This window comes from Pseudomonas sp. NPDC090233 (assembly GCF_044772285.1).
GTDB lineage: Bacteria > Pseudomonadota > Gammaproteobacteria > Pseudomonadales > Pseudomonadaceae > Aquipseudomonas.
In genome coordinates this window covers 570,297-588,064 of the sequence record NZ_JBIVYQ010000002.1, presented here as the reverse complement: position 1 = coordinate 588,064, position 17,768 = coordinate 570,297, and the positions used below count along the sequence as shown (strand labels likewise).

Here is a 17,768-nt window from a genome sequence, read left to right as displayed (position 1 = left end):
TCTGCTGGGTATTACTCGATAAGCCATCCCGGATCGCCTTCCAGAAGGATGCCGCCGTGGCTTGTCGTGTCTCCCTCCCTGGCCGCCGGTTGCCCTTCGATGATCGTGCACTCTGCGCCAGTTTCGATAACCGCGCCGCAACTGATCCGGTCGCCGACACGGGCGACCGCCCTGTCATCGATGCGTGTGGCGCCGGAGCCAGTTTCTACTGTTCCTTCGCCATGGATCGGGCAGTAATGGCGATGGCCTACGAGTACGATGGGTTTCATTTATGTTTCCTTTTGTTTGATTGAACGGGATCTTTTTGCCCGCCTAATGATCTGCCTGCGGCTGGGTGTTTCTTGTGGCTTATTCCTGTCGGCGACTGAAGAGCAAACGAACGCCTGTAAAGGTGGCTATCGCTAATGCAGGTAATGCAGACATCCCCATCTTCAATATCATTGTCGCGATGATAAGTCCTCCACAGATTATAACGATGAGTGCGCCCATCACCTTGGCAAGGGCGGTTCCAAAGAAATGCTGCTGCTTGACCTGATCCGACGTAGCGTCTTCGCTCCAAGCGGCCATGGCAGCTCGGAACGCTTTTCGAAAATCTTCGTACCCCGGCGTTTTCTTGTTCCCAATGAGTGTCAAGGGTGGATTGTCATGACGCGTCAGTCGTATGCCGCCTTCTAATGTATAGGCTTTGATACTGCTGAATGGAACTTCGCCGTGTTGTTTGAATGACAGGCCGTCAGGCGTCAAGTGCACGGAGTCTTTGTCGGCTGGGTAGACCCAGTGCACCAGAATTAAGGGGAGGGCGCTACATGCGACTAGGAGCGCAAAGGTTGCTTCCAGGTGAATTTATCCAGGGGCAGTAATGCTAATAAGCCAAGCAAGGTCGGAAAAGGTAATATCAGTGCTGCGAATGACGCGATCTGGCGCTTGCGAGTAATGATGATGACATTGGGTGCTGCGTTGGTGTTGTCGGCAGTTTTAGTGGGGGTGTGATTGTTCATAAAGTACAGTTCCGAACTCAGAGGTAATAATTGATATGTACAGTTAGTCTCATTTTCTTTTCTTTCTATTAGGTTGAACGGGTGCTTCTTCAAAGGCTTCTGGAGGCGCAGCCGCGGCTCGGACGTTGAACAGTCGGCAGATGCCATACCATGCGATGGCGAGGGTGATGTTGTAAGGGAACAGCACTGCCCAGAACGGAAGTTGCCAGTTCTTCTTGCCCTGCATTTCACCGGGTTCGCCGGTGCGCCAAGGGGCGTAGTGGCGCCAGGCTTGTGCTGGGGTCAGGCAGATTTCGTGGAGGGGGCGGTAGAGCCAGTTGGGCTCGCCTGGGGGCGGTAGCTTGTCCGGGCCGTGGTCCATGAAGTGACGGAGGTATTCCCAGACTTCGGCGACGTACTGGATATCGGGTTCGGTGGGTTCGTTGCTGTCGATCCAGAAGCAATCTTTTTGGTGGAGGGTGCCGTCTTCCCGGCGGGGTGCGAGTGCGAGTGCGTAGCTAGTGCTGAACGATGCACCACCAAACTCTCTGCGTCTAAGTAAGCCGCCAGCAATGCTATTCCACTGGAAAAGAAAATGTTTGCTGTCACGCTTGTAGTGAATTTGTTTAGTTGCTCTGTTTAGATAGATGTTTGATAAATTCCTTATGAAATATATTCTATAGGCTATGAAGGGGGTGAGGATAAGTGGTGCTAAAACGTACATTAATAGTAATTCGACATCCCTGTTGAGGGTCTGCTGCAAGTCCGATGTAGATAGGTCGCCGTAAATGAGGAGCGACAGTGTGATTGTCATTGCTGTGTAAAGTTTTCCCATGAAGACAGAGTCGGTCACCCAGGGGTTGCGTATGCTGATTACATGATTTGATATGTCATATATTTGATGCGATGCCTTAGGCTTTATATTGGTCTCGTTGGACGGATTGAATAGCCACAATATTGGCATTGTTCACGCCTCAAGCTTGAAGTGTGCGACGGACTCAATACTCTCCTGAAGTCCTGTATTAGGTTGGTAAGTGACCGCTAGAGTCGCTTCGGTTGACTGAGTAATATTGCTTTCGATGTGTATAACCAATCCTGCGTCGGTCATGTAGCTGCGTGGTGCGAGTTGGTGTATCGACTTTTCATTGTTTCGATAAACTAAAGTGGCCGACCATACGCTCCGACCAAGAGCGAATTCCCGTAAAAGAATAGTGAATGCCGCAATGGGAGGTCGTGGAGGAACATCATTATGTACAATCGCAGTCCAGTTAGGCGCCAACCAGGCGTCGTTGGTTTTCCATTGGCTACCGAGATCTCTGATGCCAAGTGATAACGCCTGCTCGTTCGATAGCATGACAGGCGAGTAGAATTCAGTATGCCAGGCTTCAATCTCTTCTCCCGCACTTTTGTAAACAGGCAGGTAGCCTTCAAAATCTAGACTGATTTCAGTACGTATCTCGCCGTCATTGACACGGTTTCCGAATACGCTTCTAGCAGCCCACAGTTCTATTGGGAGGTGTATTCGGTCGTGGGCTTTTGAATGAAGGTAAACTCCGCCGACGATAAAGGCTATGCCTACGAAAACGATTGCTGCTTTACTCAGTCCGGCGGGTGATATGACTCTCGCGACACCGCCAAGGGCGAGGCTTCCTTCTAGGGCAAGGACAGATCCGATTAGAATGGCGTAGCCTCCTCGAATCGTGTACTTTGCAGCTGTAATGTCGCCAGATTGTTCTTGTCTTTTCGATTTTTTGAGATCTGAATAAAAACTTAACGTTATTGCAGGGTAACCTGATAGTCGCGCAAATAAATTACTACTTAGGAACTTTATAAAGCCATTCCCAAACGCCATCCCAGGCGCCGTTGAACTCAACCGCAACATCACCGCCTTCTGCGTAGCCCGCACCCCCACCAACGTCGCCGCCGAAGCCCCAATTACGCCAAATATCGAGGCGGCAAATCCCGCCGTGTATTCCGGCGCTTGGCTCTTTTGCAAATTGTTGTAAGCCGATTTGAGCGCAATCACGTTGAACCACAGCATCCCGGCATTCAGACCCGTCCCGCCGCCTGAGGTGAGCAATGCTTTGAGCTTGGGCATCACCCGAGTGGTAGTGGTCAACTCGACCGACACCGTTCGGCTCCCGGTAACCCTCAGCTGTTTCATCTCCTCGACCTGCGCCATCCCGGTCTTCAAGTAATGCTCCACCTCCTGGCTAAACGGATTCCCCCGCACGCTCTGATCGGTGATCTGGTAACGCGCCGCCAACAGCCCGAGCGCTTTCTCTGCATTGGCTTCCTGCGCGGCCAGCAGCACTTGCTGACGCAGGTTATGACTGGCATCCCAACGCGTATGCCCACGCATGCGTTTGAGCACCACGGTGTTGACCGACTGGGCGGTGAGGTCAGTGATGTCGGCGATCGCCGGGAAGCGCCCGTACAGCCCCTCAATGACGTTATCGGTGCCGCCCAAGAGTGTGCCGACCGCATCGGCCTTGTCCTTGAACGGATTGAACGGCGCCAGAGCCACGTACAGCGGGCTGTCGTGCTGGTCCAGCCACTGTTCCAGGCGCTGGAGGCGGTGGTCGTCGTCTTCGGTGCCGGGCGCCGGCTGGCCCATGGGGTGAATAAGCAGGGCCAGGGATATTTCCAGGCCACGGGCCGAGGTGCAGTCGTCACGGTCATAGCAGGCCAGCGCTGCCGCCAGGCTGTAGGGGTCATCGATGTGCTGGTTTTCGGCAGTGGCCAGCCAGGCGTCGTGATCGTTGCTGGCTTGCAGAGCAAGCACGCGCAGGGCGGCGATGCGTTTTTCCAGCGCCTCGCGCTCCTCGAGAAACTGTAAGTACTTGGCCTTATCGAGCCGCTGCCCCAGGCGTGCGCCGTTGGGGGAATAGTATTCATGGGTGAGTGCTCGGAAGCGTGCCGCAGCCGGGGACAGCATCGGGCTGCCAGTAGGCATGCTCAGGCGTTGCGCCGCCTGGCCCAATGGGCGAGCGTCCGTGGGATAGAGGCTTTCCAAGGTTTTGTTGATCAGCATGGCCACCAGGTTGCGGTGGTGGAAATCGCGGCTCTTGGGGCTCAGTTGTTGCACATCCAGCCCGTAGCACATGGGCACCTCGGCCTGCTCGGTACTTTGCAGCGGCTTGGTGTGTTCCAGTTGCTCGGCGGGTATCAGGTCGCGCAGCTGATGCTGGTAAGCCGAGACCGACAGGCTGAGGTCCAGGGCCATGCCTTCGGCGTCGCTGAGCACCACCACGGCAGGGATTTTCGGCTGGGTGCTGGGGTAATGCCGCGCCATGGCGCCAAGCCTGCCGATTGGCAATATCTCGGTACGCGGCTGGCTACTCCAGGCCAGCGACATGCGCTGATGTTCCGGTTTGAAGTCCTCGACCCAGGTCTTCAAGGCGCTGACCGGCAGTACATGGGGCTGGGAGGAGGGTGCCTGGTTGCCGGCCACCAGTTCGGCCATGTCGAGCCGGCGCATATGCCGCTGGCGCAGCGCGGCGGAGGCGGTGATGCGGGCGGTCATGGCATTGGTCCACAAATGCGGGCTGTAGCCGATCCAGACTTCCTGGGCAGTGTCCGCGCAGGTGTCGGCCCAGACCCAGCCCATCGACGGGCCGGACAGGTAGCCGTCGCGCTGCTGGTAGTTCTCAAGCCCCCGGTAGCGCAATTGCTTGTAGCGGCCTTCGCCGTCGTGCTCGTGAATGACCAGCTTTTCACCGTGGGTGCCTTGCATGAACACGTAGACGTAACCTGGGCGCAGGGCACGCAAGGTGTAGGACGAGTGCTGCAGCGGGGAGAAGCCTTGTTCCAGGTCGAAGCCCGAGTCGGCGTAGCGGCAGGCCGGCGCATCGGCCAGGCGCGGCACGATGGCGTAGCGGATCGGCAGGATGGGTACGCGGGCACTGCAGGCAGGGATGGAGGTGGCGCGGCTCACGGAGGCGTCAGTCATGGGAGAATTCCTTGCTGTCGATCAGTGCTTGCAAATCACGAAGTCTGCTTTGTGGCGAAGTTTGGAGGTTGGTGTAGATAGTCCCCGCCTCCTCACTGCTCATCAGCCACATGTGTTCTGCCGCCAGCAGAATGAATTGCCCTGCGACCTCTTCGTCATGGAAGTTGAGCGTTTTCAGTTGGGGCAGTAGTTCCTCGATCCATTGACGGATTTCAGCCAGATTCCGTCCGTTATGTTGGGGCATGGCCAACACCTCATGGGTTAGCCTGAGTACGAAGTGCTCATGTATGCCGACTTGCAGCCGGCTAATTTCATCCTGTTGAAGAGCGAGTGGTGCGTCCGACCTTGAACGAAGCACGGTCGGGCTGCGCTCAAGCTGCTGCCACTCATGGGCAGGCCCCCAATTGACACGCCATATCAGCCGCGACACCGGCCCAAGCCAGGCTGTGCGATGGGCTTCATCGAGTGCGTCCAGCCACGCGCCAAGGTGATCAGGTTTGAGCTGATGGGTCGCTGGCTGTTGATCCTCTAGGGTGACTTCCAACAAGCTGGTGAAGTGCTCGGATAGCGCTGCAAGGCTGACATCGGCATCCAGCGCAATGACCGCTCCGATGGGCGCCCAATTCGTCAGGGCGTGGCGCTGAAGATCGGGAGCGTTGCTGACATCTACCAGCAAGGGACCGAACTCATAGTCGCCATCCATGGCTGTGTCTTTCCACACCCACGCATGTTCAATCCTGCCAGTAACCTCATCCATGAGTTCAAGCAGAGAAGGGGCATAGGCGGGTACCGGATGACCTCCCTGTGGTATCGGTCGGAATGCCCAGTGTTCGATTTCGCGGGCCATCAGCAAGAGAAAGCGAGTCTGGTACAACGCACTGGGCGGCCAGTGTTGGCTGGCAGGTGTCGATCCGTCCACATTCATGACTCACGCCCTCGCAGGCAGCGACAATCAGCCAAGGCGCAGGTGCCATCGGAACGGCGTCCGCAGAGACGATCCAATGGTTCGCCGCAGATAGGTGCGCTATTGATAGTGAAGGGGTTGCCTGCTCCGTCCGCATTCTTGAGCAAGTCGCCATTGATGCGGATAGTCGAGCCGTCAAGGGTGATGCCGGTCTTATCGATGCGGATGGATCCTCCAGGCCCTTGGATGACCAGCGCGTCTGCGACGCGAAGATGCGCCTGCGGATCTGTGCGCGAGCTTCCAGCGTTGCGTGGCCTTCGACTTGCTGTTCCAGGTTTCCGCCAATCGTTATCGAGTGATTGGCGGTAATCTGATCCTGGCGATGGTTGCCTACCGTCTCGACGCGGTCCTTGGCTATGTGGAGTGTCTGGTTACGCCCCACGTTGAGAAATGCGTCCTGGCCGATAGTGACCCGTTCATCGTTGCCGACCGTTTCCGTGCGGTCGTGACCGATGGTGATCGTCTCGTCATGATCGACGTTTTCACTGCGATCATTGCCAACCTGTGTGGTCTCATCGTGCTTGACCACATTGTTCTGGTCTCGCTCGGCGTGGATAAACACCTCCTGCCTGCCCAGTTCATCCTCAAAACGCAGCTCATTGAAACCATTGCCCTTGTGGGTCTGGCTCTTGATAGTCATCCGCGTCTTGTGCTCAGGCAGGTCGTAGGGCGGCAGTTGGTTGCCGCAATAGGTGCGCCCGGTAATCATCGGTTGATCGGGGTCACCGTTGACATACTGGATGATCACGTCCTGACCAATACGAGGGATGGCCATCGAGCCCCAGCTTCCACCTGCCCAGCCCTGCGATACCCGCAACCAGCAAGAGCTGAACTCGTTGTTCTGGCTCTCGCGGTCCCAGGGGAAACTGACCTTGACCCTGCCCCACTCGTCGCAATAAATCTCTTCACCCGGTGGGCCGACAACGGTAGCCATGTGCGGCCCATCGACGCGTGGCTTTGCCAAAGGCGCAGGGCGCCACTCCATTCTGCCGGGTACGAGTTGTGAGGTCTGGGTGTAACGAGTGCTCTGGTCGACGCCAGCGGCTTCCTCTTGCAGGCTGGTGAATTGGCTGCCTTCGTGAGTAACCGTATTCACTCGCCAATGCACATTGAGGTCATCTCTAGGGTGACCTACAAGCGTGAAGCTGAGCCCAGGTTGCAGACGGATATCATCCCCCTTGACCTCGGCGATACGCGCATCATGGCGCAGAGCGGTAATTCGGTTTTCGGTGAACGGCTTGCCCACGGCATCACGTTTGTAGCGGCCAGGGTAGTCGAAGCGTTCGTAGTCTTTGGATTGGTGCTCTAAATGCGGACCCGAGGCTCTGTGCTCCTGGCGGTAAGCCGGGTTGGTGAAGGTATGGTCGCGCTGAACTTGCCATGCAGTACGCACCTGCTCGCTGTAGCGCAAACGCCACAAGCAGCATCTGGCCTGGTCGCCTCCGCTGTTGGCCTGATATAGGACGTTGTTGGGGCCGATCAGCTCGTCAGCATCGAAAAATACCTCGTCTTCATCCTCGGTTTTGATAGCACCTTGGCTGATCAGGCCGAAAGATTGCAGTCGGTCAGTGATGATCAGTTTGTGGCGCTTTTCATTGTGTTCGAAGCGGTAGATGAAACCCTCTTCGGCAGCCAGACGGGAGATGAATTCCAGGTCTGTCTCGCCGGCTTGCACGCAGAACTCGCGGACCTGGTGGTCCATGCTGGCGCGCAGTTCAAACTGGGTGATGCCTTGGCGCTTGAGCATCAGCTCGATTATTTGCGGCACGGTCTTGTGCTGGAAGATGCGCCAGTTCGAACGCAGCTTTGCGCGGGCCAGTTGTGGTTCGACCACGGCGTGGTAATAGGTGCGGTAGAAGCCGCTTTCGGCTTGGCTGAAGCTGCTGACCAAGCCGTGTACATAACGCACCGGACGCTCGCCCTCCCAGAGGGTGAACAGCACAGGTTTGTCGAGCAGATGGCCGAAGTCGACATTGTTCTCGAAGCTGATCAGCTTCAGGTCCAGTTCGAAAGGTGTGCTGATCCCTTCCTTGAGCGTGAACGACACGACTTCAAACTGAGCGTTGCCCACGAGCGGTTGAAAGCTGTAACGCAGATCAGATTGGCTAGGCATAAAAGATCCCTGTCCGCCGCCTGGATATTCGAAAAGCCCAGGCAGAGCACGCCTGCCTGGGCATTTCAGTTAGATCAGGCGATCGGTTTACGCCAGTCGTCAGAGCCCTCGGTACCCGCAGTCACGTGGGTCCAGGAGATCTTGCGGTACGACATTGCCACCTCGACCAGTTGCGTGTAGTTCGCGTTCTTCGCATTCTGAGCGTGGGGCAGGACGGTGTTGATATCGACGATGGTGGCGTCTTCGAGCTTGGTGGTGAAGAAGTGCTCTTGCTTGCCCTCTACCGAGGTGCGATACCAGTTGACTTCAACGGTCGGCAACATTTCGCCGCTGGCCAGCGCTTGGTACATCAGCGGCGTGGCCTTGTTCAGCGAGCTGGTGAAAATGAAGGGCTTGTGCACCCGTTGCCCGGCCGGTTGGCCGCTTTGCGGGTCGGTCGGGACGGTGACCTGGTGCTTGACTTCCTGCACCAGGATTTCGTCTTCATGGCCTTCGACAAACACGTTGCCGACCGAGTCGGAGGTGAAGGCACCAGCGGTGATGTTGCCTTGGGTCTGGCCTTCGATCTTGATGTAAGCGGGTGTTGGCATTGCAGTTACTCCTGCGTCCATGTGGGAAAAACACGCGCACCACAGGTGGCGTGGCCATCGGAAGCGATGGGCTTGTTAGCGAGGCGTTAACCTCGATAATTCGTTGAATCCAGTGGTACCCGGTGTGGGCTGTTTATTGCTGCAAGATGACGTTGAGCGACTCCAGCACCTCGGTGGTAAGCAGGTGCAGGCGGTAGCTGTAGATCCCGTAGGCAACCGCCATGGCGATGGCTGATATGACTAACGGGCTCCACCAAGGCCATATCCGAGTCACGCGGTAGTTGCGCGGGGCGACGTTGGTATAGGGGTCGCAGACTTCTTCGGGCGTGGGGCCGCGAAGTTCACGGATGATCCCGTGAAGCTGGTGGATCAGTGCATTCAGGGACTCTTCGCCCTTGGGGGCTATGGCGTACTTGCCCTTCAAGCCCAGGCACAGCGCGAAGTACATGAATTCCAGCACGTCCTGGTACCGCTTGGGCTCCTGCATCAGCCGAGAAAGCACGGTGAAGAATTTCTCACCACCCCAGGTTTCATCGTGGAAGGTGCTGAGCAGGGGTTCATGGCTCCAGCAACTGTTCTTGCCCCAGGGCCGTTCCATGACCGCTTCATCGATGTACAGGCACAGGCCGTAGGAGTACGCCAAAAATTGAGCGGGCTCATAACCGTGTTGGCGTATTTCTTCGCGGATGTTGTCGATCTGAATACGTACTTGCTGATGCACGTCCTTGATGTTGGGCAGCGCATCCAATGTGCGCAGGCGCATGACCAAACCGAAAAGCGGCATTGCAGCATCCAGCATCAGGTTGGCGTAGCCGCCTCGCATTTGGAATTCTGGATCAGCTGGGTAACCTTCATACAGGGGCGCAGGCTCTGACTTATCTGCGGGCTCTCCAGACGGTGCGGCCGCGTTGGGTGCTTTTCCACGAAGCGTCGAGTTCAACGGTCGGGTCCCAGCACTCTGAGCATCGGTTAGCCCTGTTTTGTTCTGATCCATATCACTCACCCCTGATCGCCCAGAACTGCAGTTCAAGCCCTGGGAATTCACCCGCAACATGGAAGCCGAAGCCGTTGGCCGACTTCATGCACCCCCAGGCCGGATCGCGCTTGTCCAGCTCGAAATAGCTGAAGCCCGCATGGAAGGGCAGGTCGCGGGGTGCGACAGGCAGGGGCAACAGCGGGATACCAGGCAGTTGCAATGGCACCAGGTCATTCAATGACTCAAGTGAGGTGACCTTGGCTTTCTGAATGAACATCTGACGCAACGTCTGCGGCGGAAGGTTGGCACGCACGGCGACGATGAAGTCGGCTTCGTCGATCAGGCGGCGGTCATCCAGCGTGGTCTTCATCACGCCGTAGTCCAGCGTCTCCAGCGGCAACGACACCGCGCGTGGTTGCAGGACCGTGCTCAGTGCCCGGCGCAGGGTGTCTTCCAGGGGCTTGAACGAGGTACGCAGGGCAGTGTGGTGATAGGCCGGGTACTCCTGCGGCAGTCGGTTCTCGTCGGTAAAGGTGACGAATTCACCGCAGGCCTGGCTCATGGACAGGTACAGCTGCTCAGGATGCGTTTGCCCTTGCCTGGCCAGGTGGTTGAAGCAAGGCCACCAGCGGTTCATGGCCTGCAGCAGGTTGAAGTCGCGGATGTCGGCGATACCGGACTGGTTCGATGCGCCAATGCGTGCGGCAAGATTGCGCGCCCGCTCGCGCAGGGTGTTGGTTATTTCTTCAAGGAAACGCTGCAGGGCGGGCACCGCTCGCACCGAGACGCTGGTGGGGTAGAACGTTTCGTCCAGTTGCAGGCTGCCGTCGGGGCGTCGTTCCAGGATGCGTGCCAGGGCCAGGCGGGTGTAGGCGCTGCTGTCCTCGGTTTTGCGTTTGAGCTGCAAGTTGGGTACGGCCAGGTCAACCTGCACCAGATCGCCGTCGGCGCTGTGGGTATCCTTGATTTCCTCCGCCTGGGCGTTGTAGCGGAAGTTGGCGGCATTGTCGGGCCAGCTGACTTCTCGGCCCCCCTCGGTACGCAGCGGCAGGCACAGGAACACCTCGCTGTCTTTCGAACCGTCGTCCTCGATTTCCAGTGGCGGTGGTGGTGGCAGATCGGCGGGAATATCGAACACCGTGCCATCGGGCATGATGCCGCGCGCTTTGGTGATGGCGATCTTGCCCAGGCTCAGGTATTCATCGTTCAACTGCAGCTCGCTGAAGCCGTAGAACGCCGCGTTGAGGCTGCCAAGGCGTTGATGCAAGGCCGCTTCACTGGCCCGCGCAGCTTGTTGAAAATGCTGAGGCTTGACGAACAGGCCTTCGGGCCACAGGACGGGATTACGTGAACTCATGAGCGCTCCGTGTCAGCGTGAGTAAGTGGGGAAGGGTGCAGAGGCGCTGTCATTCCTCCTCCTTGAGCAGGATCTGCGCGTCGTTGACCAGCACTGAAAGAATGATCTGGTGGCCGCGTGGCGGAATTCGCAGCACCTGCTGCCAGGTCGCGTTTTGCTGGTTTCTGTAATCGCCAATCACCGCGACGAAGCGGGTTTCGGGCTCGATGGGCTCAAGCGGAATGAACTTGAACTGGCCTGGGTTCAGCAGGTAATCGTCATCGCGGATATAGGTACTGCGCAGGGCCGTGGCGGGGTCAGCGTCAAGCATTTGGTACACGCTGCTGCGCAGCAGCGAGTCATCGCGCAGCTGCAGGATCTTGATCGCAATCGGTGTTGCCGTAGCACCGCTGGCTACCGTCGTGCTGCCCGGCAGCGTGAGTACCACCGTGGGGTCGTCATAGCTGCCGGGCGAGCTTTCTTCCATCGGGGAGCGAGCCCATTCACTTTCGTCTTCTTCGCCTGTTTCCACGTTGGACATCGCGGGGAATTGCGCTTGCAGGTATTCGAAGAGCGTTCCGACTTTGTCGGTCAGCGCGTGCGGGTCGCCAGCGCTCAAGGTGACCGCGTAAGGGCTGGGTTCCAGGGTGCTCTCAGGAATGGCCGCTACGTCGACACTGTTCGGATTACCGTTGAGCGTCGGGCTGACATTGATGCTGAAAGCGACCTGAGTCGGATGATCCTTCGGCGGCCCGATCGGTAACGAGTGATCTCTGATCACTTGGCTGGCTCTGTTCCAAGAGGTACAGCCGGAAAGCCCAAGCAGCATGATCAGCAGTGGAGCAATCAAGAAAGTTAGACGCTTCATAGCCGTTCTCCCGCCGTCAGCTGTTGCAGCGGATCCGCAGTTGATGGCGCTGCATCAGCCAGTGCATCGAAGACCGCCAGAGGGTCTTTGCCCATGCCCGGCTCGAAGATCGAGCAGATTTCGGTAGCAGGTTCGGATCCAGACGAACTGTGCTGCCAAGCCTGTGCCGGCACATCGGCGATCAGGCGGTCGAGTACCCTGTTGTCTGGGTTGAACAGGTCTTCCAGTGAACGCAGGTCAGCGTGCTCATGCGCGTATTGGGCCAGCAGTCGATACGCACCGATGCTCAGTCGGTCGCCTTCCAACAGACGCCGAGGTGGTAGCGACCCCAGGCAATCAACCCCATCGTTTACAAAGGTACGGTGACAGTGATCGATCACGCAGTAGCTGCCCTCGATCCAGCGAATTTCGCAGTGGACTGGCGCAACGCTATGATCCCGGTCATTGATCACCCAACTGGCGTCCTCGCTGCCGATGGTGCCGCCCGTGCGATCAAAACAATGACGCAGGGTGACGGAGTGCTGCACCTGGTCCAGATTGATGATGCTCAAGGTCAATGTGCTCATGAACGCCCCCTGAACCGAACGACCGGACTGATCTCGCCATGCCGGTCATCGATAAAGCTGGTCCAGCCCAGGTAGGCGCCTTGGCTGCGGTGCAGGCAGAACGGCGACAGCGCGTTTTGTTTCAGGTGCAGTTTCAGGTCGTAGGCCAGGCCATCGCGCAGCAGAAAGTTGATTAACGCCCGCAAGCGGCCAAAGTTGATGCCACTGGGCAGCAAGTCACGCAGTTGCACCTGGTCAAGTTCGCTGATGACGATGGTGAACTTGCTGCTGCGGGTACGGGTGCGGCTGCCGACCATGAAGGTGCTGCCCAGCTCGCCGTTGCTGCGCCCAAGGCTTACCAGCTGTTTGCCTTTAGTGGGCACCGAGCGCGTTTCGAATTCGCGGATCCGCACGTGCGTCAGGTCGAAGCAGTGGGCGATGATGCCGGCGACGGTACCCGGCGCGCGGCTGCGGCTGGCGATAACGCCGGCGAAGCTGAGCAGTCGGCTCCAGGGCAGTGTCGTGTCGCCGCGCAGCTGCTTGTCGTTCAGCCCGAGCAGGCCAAACATGTACTGGGAGAAGCCATCGCTTGCACCCGATTGAAAGCGGATGTAGTAGCGGTACTTGCGCCAGATCCGGTGCAGCAGGCTGAGCACGTAATGGTTGAAGAAATCGAAGAAGGCTGGCCGCACGCCAACCCCCTGGGCATGCTCATAAGCCACCTGCTCCAGGTAGTAGGTGGGCAATGGCGAGTCGGTGCCGTGCAAGCCCATGAATGTGGTGCACACGCGATAGCGCTCGTCCTCCCCAGGCATACGCTCGGCTTTGTACACATCCGAGACGGGAAAGGTCAGCCGCGGGTCGCTTGCCAGCCGCACGCGCAGCCGGGTGGCCTCATCCGGCCAGCGCGGTTCCAGGTCATCGCCATGTAGGCCATGCAGCCGCTCCAGCAACTGGAAGAAGTTGTACTGGTGGGCGTTGGCCATCAGCTTGTCGGCTAGATCAGCGGTTGCTTGCCGGTCTGGATGGGCCATGTGTAATGCTCGTTGTTGGTGGTGTTGATCACTTCCAGTTGATGGAAGGAATTGATGCTGGCGTACAGGGCGAAGAAGTGCGCGAGCACGCAGCCGAACAGGTACAGGTCGCCCTCGCAGAGGAAGGCCGTCTGATCCAGCTTCAGCTGGGTGTGCAGGCCACGAATGGGTTGCCCCTTAATGAGCCAGTCCATGGGTTGTGTCTGTAGCTCGCGGATACCGTCGAGGCGTTTGCGGGTGGTGCGCGCTTGCTGGATGTCGTGCAAGGCGGCGAAGTCGTAAGCGCGAATCACCGCCTTGAGCGGCTCGATCGAAAGCAGCGACAGGTAGTTGAGCGACATGTTGGAGATCAGGGCCCACTGCAACTGGCCGTCCAGCACGGGGCGATAGGGGCGAGTAGGCGCACAGATGTTGGTATAGGTCGCCAGGGGTGGGGTGACTTCAGTGAGGATGTTGATGTCATCCACCCCCAACGCCAGCGGCAGGTCCCTATTGGTGCAGGTCAGTTCGATGGACGCTGTTTCCAGCTCGCCTATGTAGCTGTTGGCATCGGCGCGCACGAAGGCGATGCGGTGGGTGACGCCATCGCCGCGCAAGGACTCTTCGAGCTGGTAACGGTAGTAGAGTGCCGTGCGGCCCTGGACATGCTCGATTTCGTGGGCGAATGACTCAAACGGGCGGAAAGTTCGCAGGTGCTCCCCGGTACTTCCGTCCGTGGTCGTTCGGGTGCTGATCACTTCATCGACACTGAAGATTTCGTAGGCGAACTGCTCTTCGCTTCTGGGCTTGAGCTCTACCTGCGCAGCCTCGCTGGCCAGGTCGATGGGCTCGGCACTGTGCTTGAACAGGTTGACGGCCGGGGTGCAGAAAAGGCTGAAATCTTCCGTGCCAACGCGCAGCGGTTCTGGCAATTGGCGCGTGAAATGGAGTTCGATGCCCACTTGCTGGCAGTCTTTTGCCGGCCAGAGCTTTTCCAGGCCCGTAACGCTGAAGAAGTGAAAGCGCTTCGGGAACACGAAGTATTCCTGCAGAATCCGGTAGCCATCAAAGACGTTCTGCGGGTAGGGGAGCAAGGCTTCGTCAGGGCTGAAACCTGGGAAGGCGACGCTGCTGGCCGGTAGCCGGCGCACCTCACCCTCTATAGTCACGCTGATGTGTTTGAGGTACTGGGAAATCCATAGATAAAGCGTGCGAGCGGTGCGGTTATCGCCGCTCAGGTGAAAGTCCAGGCTGGAGCACCCCAAGGTGTTCAGTGGCCGCTCGACCAAAGTTTGCAAGCCGATGCGAACCACCGAACTGTCAAGTGTCTGGGTTGCACTCACGGCTTCGATTTCGAACGGATGAATGTTCACTGCTGTGCAGGTGCGAAACTCGCAGGGCACACCGTCCACGGGTTTGGAGAACAACCTTGAACCTTGGGGGATGCGCTGTGATTGGCTGAGCGATTGTTGGCGTGGCGTGAACTGTATGATCGTGGCACTGGGAAGCGGCCGCAGGTAGTTGGGCCACAGTATCTGCAACATGGGGTGCGTCAGTTCCGGCAGGTCATCTTCCAGTTTCAGCCGAAGCTTGGCCGTCAGAAACGCAAAGGCTTCCATCAGCCGCTCGACATCGGGATCGCTTCCCCCTTTGCCCAGCAGTCGGGCAAGTTGTGGGTTGTCCTTGGCGAAGTCGTTTCCCAACTCGTGCAGGTAACGCAGTTCTTCGCTGAATCTGTCCTTTAGTGACATGGTTCATCTCACTCGGGTATAGCGGTTGTGCCCGTTGACCAGCAGATCCAGCTGCAACTGCTCCGCGTGGTTGTTGACCTGCACGTGGCAGTCCAGATGGAAATGCAACTCCAGCGGAGCGTGGCTATCGGGTACCGCTTTGAGCGCACGCACGTGGATGCGTGGCTCGAAGCGCTGAAGGGTGCGGCGGATATCGGCGCTCACTTGCTGCAGCAGCTCGCCGCTGCTCACGTCATGCCCGTTGAAGTCGCGCAGGCCCAGCTCAGGGCTGCTCTGGGAGCAACCTTGGCGGGCGTTCAGCAACGTTTCGAGGTGGCGCTTGATGGCGGCGAACTTGTGCGAAGCGTTCTCTTGACGAGACGGTTCCCGGATGACGGACTGGTCCGCCATCAAGCGATCAAAGAAACCACTCATTGCGTATCGAGCCGACCTACCAGCGAGATCTCGAAGTTCGCGCCCATGTACTTGAAGTGCGGGCGCACGGCGAGCGAGACCTGGTACCAGCCCGGATCACCGGCAACGTCCGAGACCTCAACCTTGGCAGCACGCAGCGGCCGACGGCTGCGGACATCGGCTGAGGGGTTTTCCTGATCGGCGACGTATTGCTTGATCCATTTGTTGAGTTCGGACTCAAGGTCGCGTCGTTCCTTCCAGCTGCCGATCTGCTCGCGCTGCAGCACCTTGATGTAGTGGGCCAGGCGGTTGACGATGAACAGGTAAGGCAGCTGGGTGCCTAGCTTGTAGTTGGTCTGTGCTTGCAGGCCTTCGGGGGTCTTGGGGAAGTTCTTTGGCTTTTGTACCGAGTTGGCGGAGAAGAACGCCGCGTTGTCGCTGTCCTTTCGCATGGTCAGGGCAATGAAGCCCTCTTCGGCCAGCTCGAACTCCTTGCGGTCGGAAATCAGCACCTCGGTAGGAATCTTGGCCTGCAGTTGGCCCAGGGATTCGTACAGATGCACCGGCAGGTCTTCAACGGCACCACCGGATTGCGGGCCGATGATGTTCGGGCACCAGCGGTAGCGGGCAAAGCTCTCGTTGATGCAGCTGGCCAACAGGAAGGCGGAGCTACCCCACAAGTAGTTGTCGTGCCGACCGTCGATGTTCTCATCGTAATTGAAGCTGCTGATCGGCTGTTCCTGGTGGTGGTAGGCGGAGCGCAGCATGAAGCGCGGCCCGGTCAGCGCGGTGTGGCGGGAATCTTCGCTCTCGCGGAACGCGCGCCACTTGGCATGCCGGGGGCCTGCAAAAATGTCTTTGATTTCTTTCAGATTGGGCAGCTCTTCAAAGCTGCTCAGGTTGAAGAACTCCGGGGAAGGTGCCGCAATGAACGGGGCATGTGACATGGCGCCCACAGATGCCATGTAGCTCAACAGTTTTATATCAGGCGACGAGGGCCCGAAGTTGTAGTTGCCAACCATGGCGGCAACGGGCTCGCCACCAAATTGGCCGTAACCGGCGGTGTAGACATGTTTGTAAATTCCGCTGCACGTGATATCTGCCGCGTTCTCGAAGTCGTCGAGCAAATCTTCTTTGCTGACATGCAAGACTTCAAGCTTGATGTTCTCGCGAAAGTCCGTGCGGTCGACCAGAAGTTTGAGGCTGCGCCACGAAGATTCGAGTTGCTGGAATTCGGGTTGATGCAGGATCGCATCCATCTGTTTGCTCAGTACCCGATCCAGCTCGGCGATCATCTGATCGACGCGGTGCTTATTGATGAGTTGATCTGGATCATTGCTTTTGAGAATTTCGGCAATGAAGGCGGATACCCCCTGCCGAGCAACTTGGTAACCCTCTTGTGCGGGAACCAATTTGGTTTCCGCCATGATCTGATCGAGCAAGGTGGCATTGCTCAATTTTTGGGACGTTGTTTCGACAGTAACGGTTGTGCTGCTTGGCTTTGGCATGGGGACGCTCCGTTGTCTCAGTCTTCTTTGGGCGCTTCAAGCACCAAGTCCAGCTCTTGGGCGAGTTGCTTGCGGGTATGCTCGTCGTTCAAGAGATGTTGTAGCTGCTTGCGGAAGGCGGGCACGTTGCCCAGCGGGCCTTTCAGGGCGACCAGCGCCTCACGCAGCTCCAGTAGCTTGTTCAGCTCGGGCACCTGACGGGCGATGCGATCCGGCCCGAAATCCTGGATGGACTTGAATTGCAGGTTGACTGCCAGCTCGGCATCCGGGGTCGCGCTTAGCGCGGAAGGCACCGACATGCCCAGGCTGACATCGGCGTCGTTCAACACGTTGTTGAAGGTGTGTTTATCAATGCGCATGACTTGGCGGTCTTCGAGGGAGCGGCTGTCATCAAGGCCAAAGTCGCCCAACACCAGCATCTTGTGCGGCAGCTCTACTTCGGCCTGCTCGTCACCGGTGGCGGGCACATATTTGATGTTTATACGCTCTTTTGGCGCGACAGAACCTGTGCTCTTTGACATCGAAAAATGTCTCCCTGTTGTAGGAAATATCCATTGGTTGATCTAGTTTGTAAGTTGCACTTGTAGGACTTTTCTCTAAAGTGTGTGCGACTTATTACAAGTTGTTGGTCTGCTTGGGGTTTCCTAAAAACCATGCATTGAGTGGTGTTAAATAGTCGAGTGCGAAAGTGTAATAAAATATTTATTTGTTATTTTTGATTTTAATGGACTAGTCTCTTGCCGGATTTCGGCGATCAGATGCCTGTTGGTATTGAAAGTCTG

General features: G+C 57.7%; 16 protein-coding genes and 1 pseudogene. All 17 read right to left on the bottom strand.

Annotated features, from left to right (window positions below):
• Positions 1 to 11: 11 nt before the first annotated feature.
• The 17 genes and pseudogenes from ACIQUF_RS07150 to tssB all read right to left on the bottom strand — a co-directional run bounded on the left by ACIQUF_RS07150 (position 12) and on the right by tssB (position 17,507).
• Complete coding sequence (locus tag ACIQUF_RS07150; RefSeq protein WP_403129846.1) at positions 12 to 269, bottom strand: PAAR domain-containing protein; 258 nt, start codon at positions 267 to 269, stop codon at positions 12 to 14.
• Between the two features lie 79 nt (positions 270 to 348).
• Positions 349 to 744, bottom strand: a complete 396-nt coding sequence (locus ACIQUF_RS07145; protein ID WP_403129843.1) for a hypothetical protein — start codon at positions 742 to 744, stop codon at positions 349 to 351.
• A gap of 68 nt (positions 745 to 812) precedes the next feature.
• The gene (locus tag ACIQUF_RS07140; RefSeq protein WP_403129840.1) at positions 813 to 998 is read right to left on the bottom strand and encodes a hypothetical protein; all 186 of its coding nucleotides are present in this window, start codon (positions 996 to 998) and stop codon (positions 813 to 815) included.
• A 49-nt stretch (positions 999 to 1,047) separates the two neighbouring features.
• The gene (locus ACIQUF_RS07135) at positions 1,048 to 1,941 is read right to left on the bottom strand and encodes a hypothetical protein (RefSeq protein ID WP_403129838.1); all 894 of its coding nucleotides are present in this window, start codon (positions 1,939 to 1,941) and stop codon (positions 1,048 to 1,050) included.
• A gap of 3 nt (positions 1,942 to 1,944) precedes the next feature.
• Positions 1,945 to 4,929, bottom strand: a complete 2,985-nt coding sequence (locus tag ACIQUF_RS07130; RefSeq protein ID WP_403129835.1) for a T6SS effector BTH_I2691 family protein — start codon at positions 4,927 to 4,929, stop codon at positions 1,945 to 1,947.
• Positions 4,922 to 5,776: a DUF4123 domain-containing protein gene (locus ACIQUF_RS07125; protein ID WP_403130314.1), complete on the bottom strand. Its 855-nt coding sequence runs from the start codon at positions 5,774 to 5,776 to the stop codon at positions 4,922 to 4,924. Before ACIQUF_RS07125 ends, ACIQUF_RS07130 begins: the two co-directional genes overlap by 8 nt.
• 74 nt (positions 5,777 to 5,850) lie before the next feature.
• Positions 5,851 to 8,006 (bottom strand): annotated as a pseudogene (locus ACIQUF_RS07120) (type VI secretion system Vgr family protein).
• Between the two features lie 74 nt (positions 8,007 to 8,080).
• Complete coding sequence (locus ACIQUF_RS07115) at positions 8,081 to 8,596, bottom strand: Hcp family type VI secretion system effector (RefSeq protein ID WP_403129833.1); 516 nt, start codon at positions 8,594 to 8,596, stop codon at positions 8,081 to 8,083.
• A gap of 133 nt (positions 8,597 to 8,729) precedes the next feature.
• On the bottom strand, positions 8,730 to 9,590 hold the full coding sequence (gene icmH, locus ACIQUF_RS07110) for a type IVB secretion system protein IcmH/DotU (RefSeq protein WP_403129830.1): 861 nt from the start codon (positions 9,588 to 9,590) through the stop codon (positions 8,730 to 8,732).
• Between the two features lies 1 nt (position 9,591).
• The gene (gene tssK, locus ACIQUF_RS07105; RefSeq protein WP_403129827.1) at positions 9,592 to 10,929 is read right to left on the bottom strand and encodes a type VI secretion system baseplate subunit TssK; all 1,338 of its coding nucleotides are present in this window, start codon (positions 10,927 to 10,929) and stop codon (positions 9,592 to 9,594) included.
• 49 nt (positions 10,930 to 10,978) lie between these two features.
• Entirely contained in the window at positions 10,979 to 11,776 is a 798-nt protein-coding gene (gene tssJ / locus ACIQUF_RS07100; RefSeq protein ID WP_403129825.1) for a type VI secretion system lipoprotein TssJ, read from the bottom strand.
• Positions 11,773 to 12,342 carry an FHA domain-containing protein gene (locus tag ACIQUF_RS07095; protein WP_403129822.1) on the bottom strand — a complete coding sequence of 190 codons (570 nt, stop codon included), beginning with the start codon at positions 12,340 to 12,342 and terminating at the stop codon, positions 11,773 to 11,775. The genes tssJ and ACIQUF_RS07095 overlap by 4 nt, the downstream gene beginning before the upstream one ends.
• Positions 12,339 to 13,355 (bottom strand): type VI secretion system baseplate subunit TssG, encoded by a 1,017-nt coding sequence (gene tssG, locus ACIQUF_RS07090; RefSeq protein ID WP_403129819.1) that lies wholly within the window; start codon positions 13,353 to 13,355, stop codon positions 12,339 to 12,341. The genes ACIQUF_RS07095 and tssG overlap by 4 nt, the downstream gene beginning before the upstream one ends.
• Positions 13,319 to 15,085, bottom strand: coding sequence for a type VI secretion system baseplate subunit TssF (gene tssF / locus ACIQUF_RS07085; protein ID WP_403129816.1), 1,767 nt, complete (start codon positions 15,083 to 15,085; stop codon positions 13,319 to 13,321). Before tssF ends, tssG begins: the two co-directional genes overlap by 37 nt.
• Positions 15,086 to 15,088: 3 nt before the next feature.
• Positions 15,089 to 15,499: a type VI secretion system baseplate subunit TssE gene (tssE, locus tag ACIQUF_RS07080; RefSeq protein ID WP_403129813.1), complete on the bottom strand. Its 411-nt coding sequence runs from the start codon at positions 15,497 to 15,499 to the stop codon at positions 15,089 to 15,091.
• Positions 15,496 to 16,986, bottom strand: a complete 1,491-nt coding sequence (gene tssC / locus ACIQUF_RS07075; RefSeq protein WP_403129811.1) for a type VI secretion system contractile sheath large subunit — start codon at positions 16,984 to 16,986, stop codon at positions 15,496 to 15,498. The genes tssE and tssC overlap by 4 nt, the downstream gene beginning before the upstream one ends.
• Before the next feature lie 17 nt (positions 16,987 to 17,003).
• Entirely contained in the window at positions 17,004 to 17,507 is a 504-nt protein-coding gene (gene tssB, locus ACIQUF_RS07070; RefSeq protein WP_403129809.1) for a type VI secretion system contractile sheath small subunit, read from the bottom strand.
• Between the last annotated feature and the right edge of the window lie 261 nt (positions 17,508 to 17,768).

Excerpts from the sequence above, each read along its gene's own strand:
- tssE (WP_403129813.1), bottom strand. The coding sequence starts at position 15,499 with ATGAGTGGTTTCTTTGATCGCTTGATGGCGGACCAGTCCGTCATCCGG.
- ACIQUF_RS07130 (WP_403129835.1), bottom strand. The coding sequence starts at position 4,929 with ATGACTGACGCCTCCGTGAGCCGCGCCACCTCCATCCCTGCCTGCAGT.
- ACIQUF_RS07115 (WP_403129833.1), bottom strand. The coding sequence starts at position 8,596 with ATGCCAACACCCGCTTACATCAAGATCGAAGGCCAGACCCAAGGCAAC.
- ACIQUF_RS07095 (WP_403129822.1), bottom strand. The coding sequence starts at position 12,342 with ATGAGCACATTGACCTTGAGCATCATCAATCTGGACCAGGTGCAGCAC.
- ACIQUF_RS07140 (WP_403129840.1), bottom strand. The coding sequence starts at position 998 with ATGAACAATCACACCCCCACTAAAACTGCCGACAACACCAACGCAGCA.
- icmH (WP_403129830.1), bottom strand. The coding sequence starts at position 9,590 with ATGGATCAGAACAAAACAGGGCTAACCGATGCTCAGAGTGCTGGGACC.
- tssB (WP_403129809.1), bottom strand. The coding sequence starts at position 17,507 with ATGTCAAAGAGCACAGGTTCTGTCGCGCCAAAAGAGCGTATAAACATC.
- tssK (WP_403129827.1), bottom strand. The coding sequence starts at position 10,929 with ATGAGTTCACGTAATCCCGTCCTGTGGCCCGAAGGCCTGTTCGTCAAG.
- tssG (WP_403129819.1), bottom strand. The coding sequence starts at position 13,355 with ATGGCCCATCCAGACCGGCAAGCAACCGCTGATCTAGCCGACAAGCTG.
- ACIQUF_RS07135 (WP_403129838.1), bottom strand. The coding sequence starts at position 1,941 with ATGCCAATATTGTGGCTATTCAATCCGTCCAACGAGACCAATATAAAG.
- ACIQUF_RS07150 (WP_403129846.1), bottom strand. The coding sequence starts at position 269 with ATGAAACCCATCGTACTCGTAGGCCATCGCCATTACTGCCCGATCCAT.
- ACIQUF_RS07125 (WP_403130314.1), bottom strand. The coding sequence starts at position 5,776 with ATGGCCCGCGAAATCGAACACTGGGCATTCCGACCGATACCACAGGGA.
- tssJ (WP_403129825.1), bottom strand. The coding sequence starts at position 11,776 with ATGAAGCGTCTAACTTTCTTGATTGCTCCACTGCTGATCATGCTGCTT.
- tssC (WP_403129811.1), bottom strand. The coding sequence starts at position 16,986 with ATGCCAAAGCCAAGCAGCACAACCGTTACTGTCGAAACAACGTCCCAA.
- tssF (WP_403129816.1), bottom strand. The coding sequence starts at position 15,085 with ATGTCACTAAAGGACAGATTCAGCGAAGAACTGCGTTACCTGCACGAG.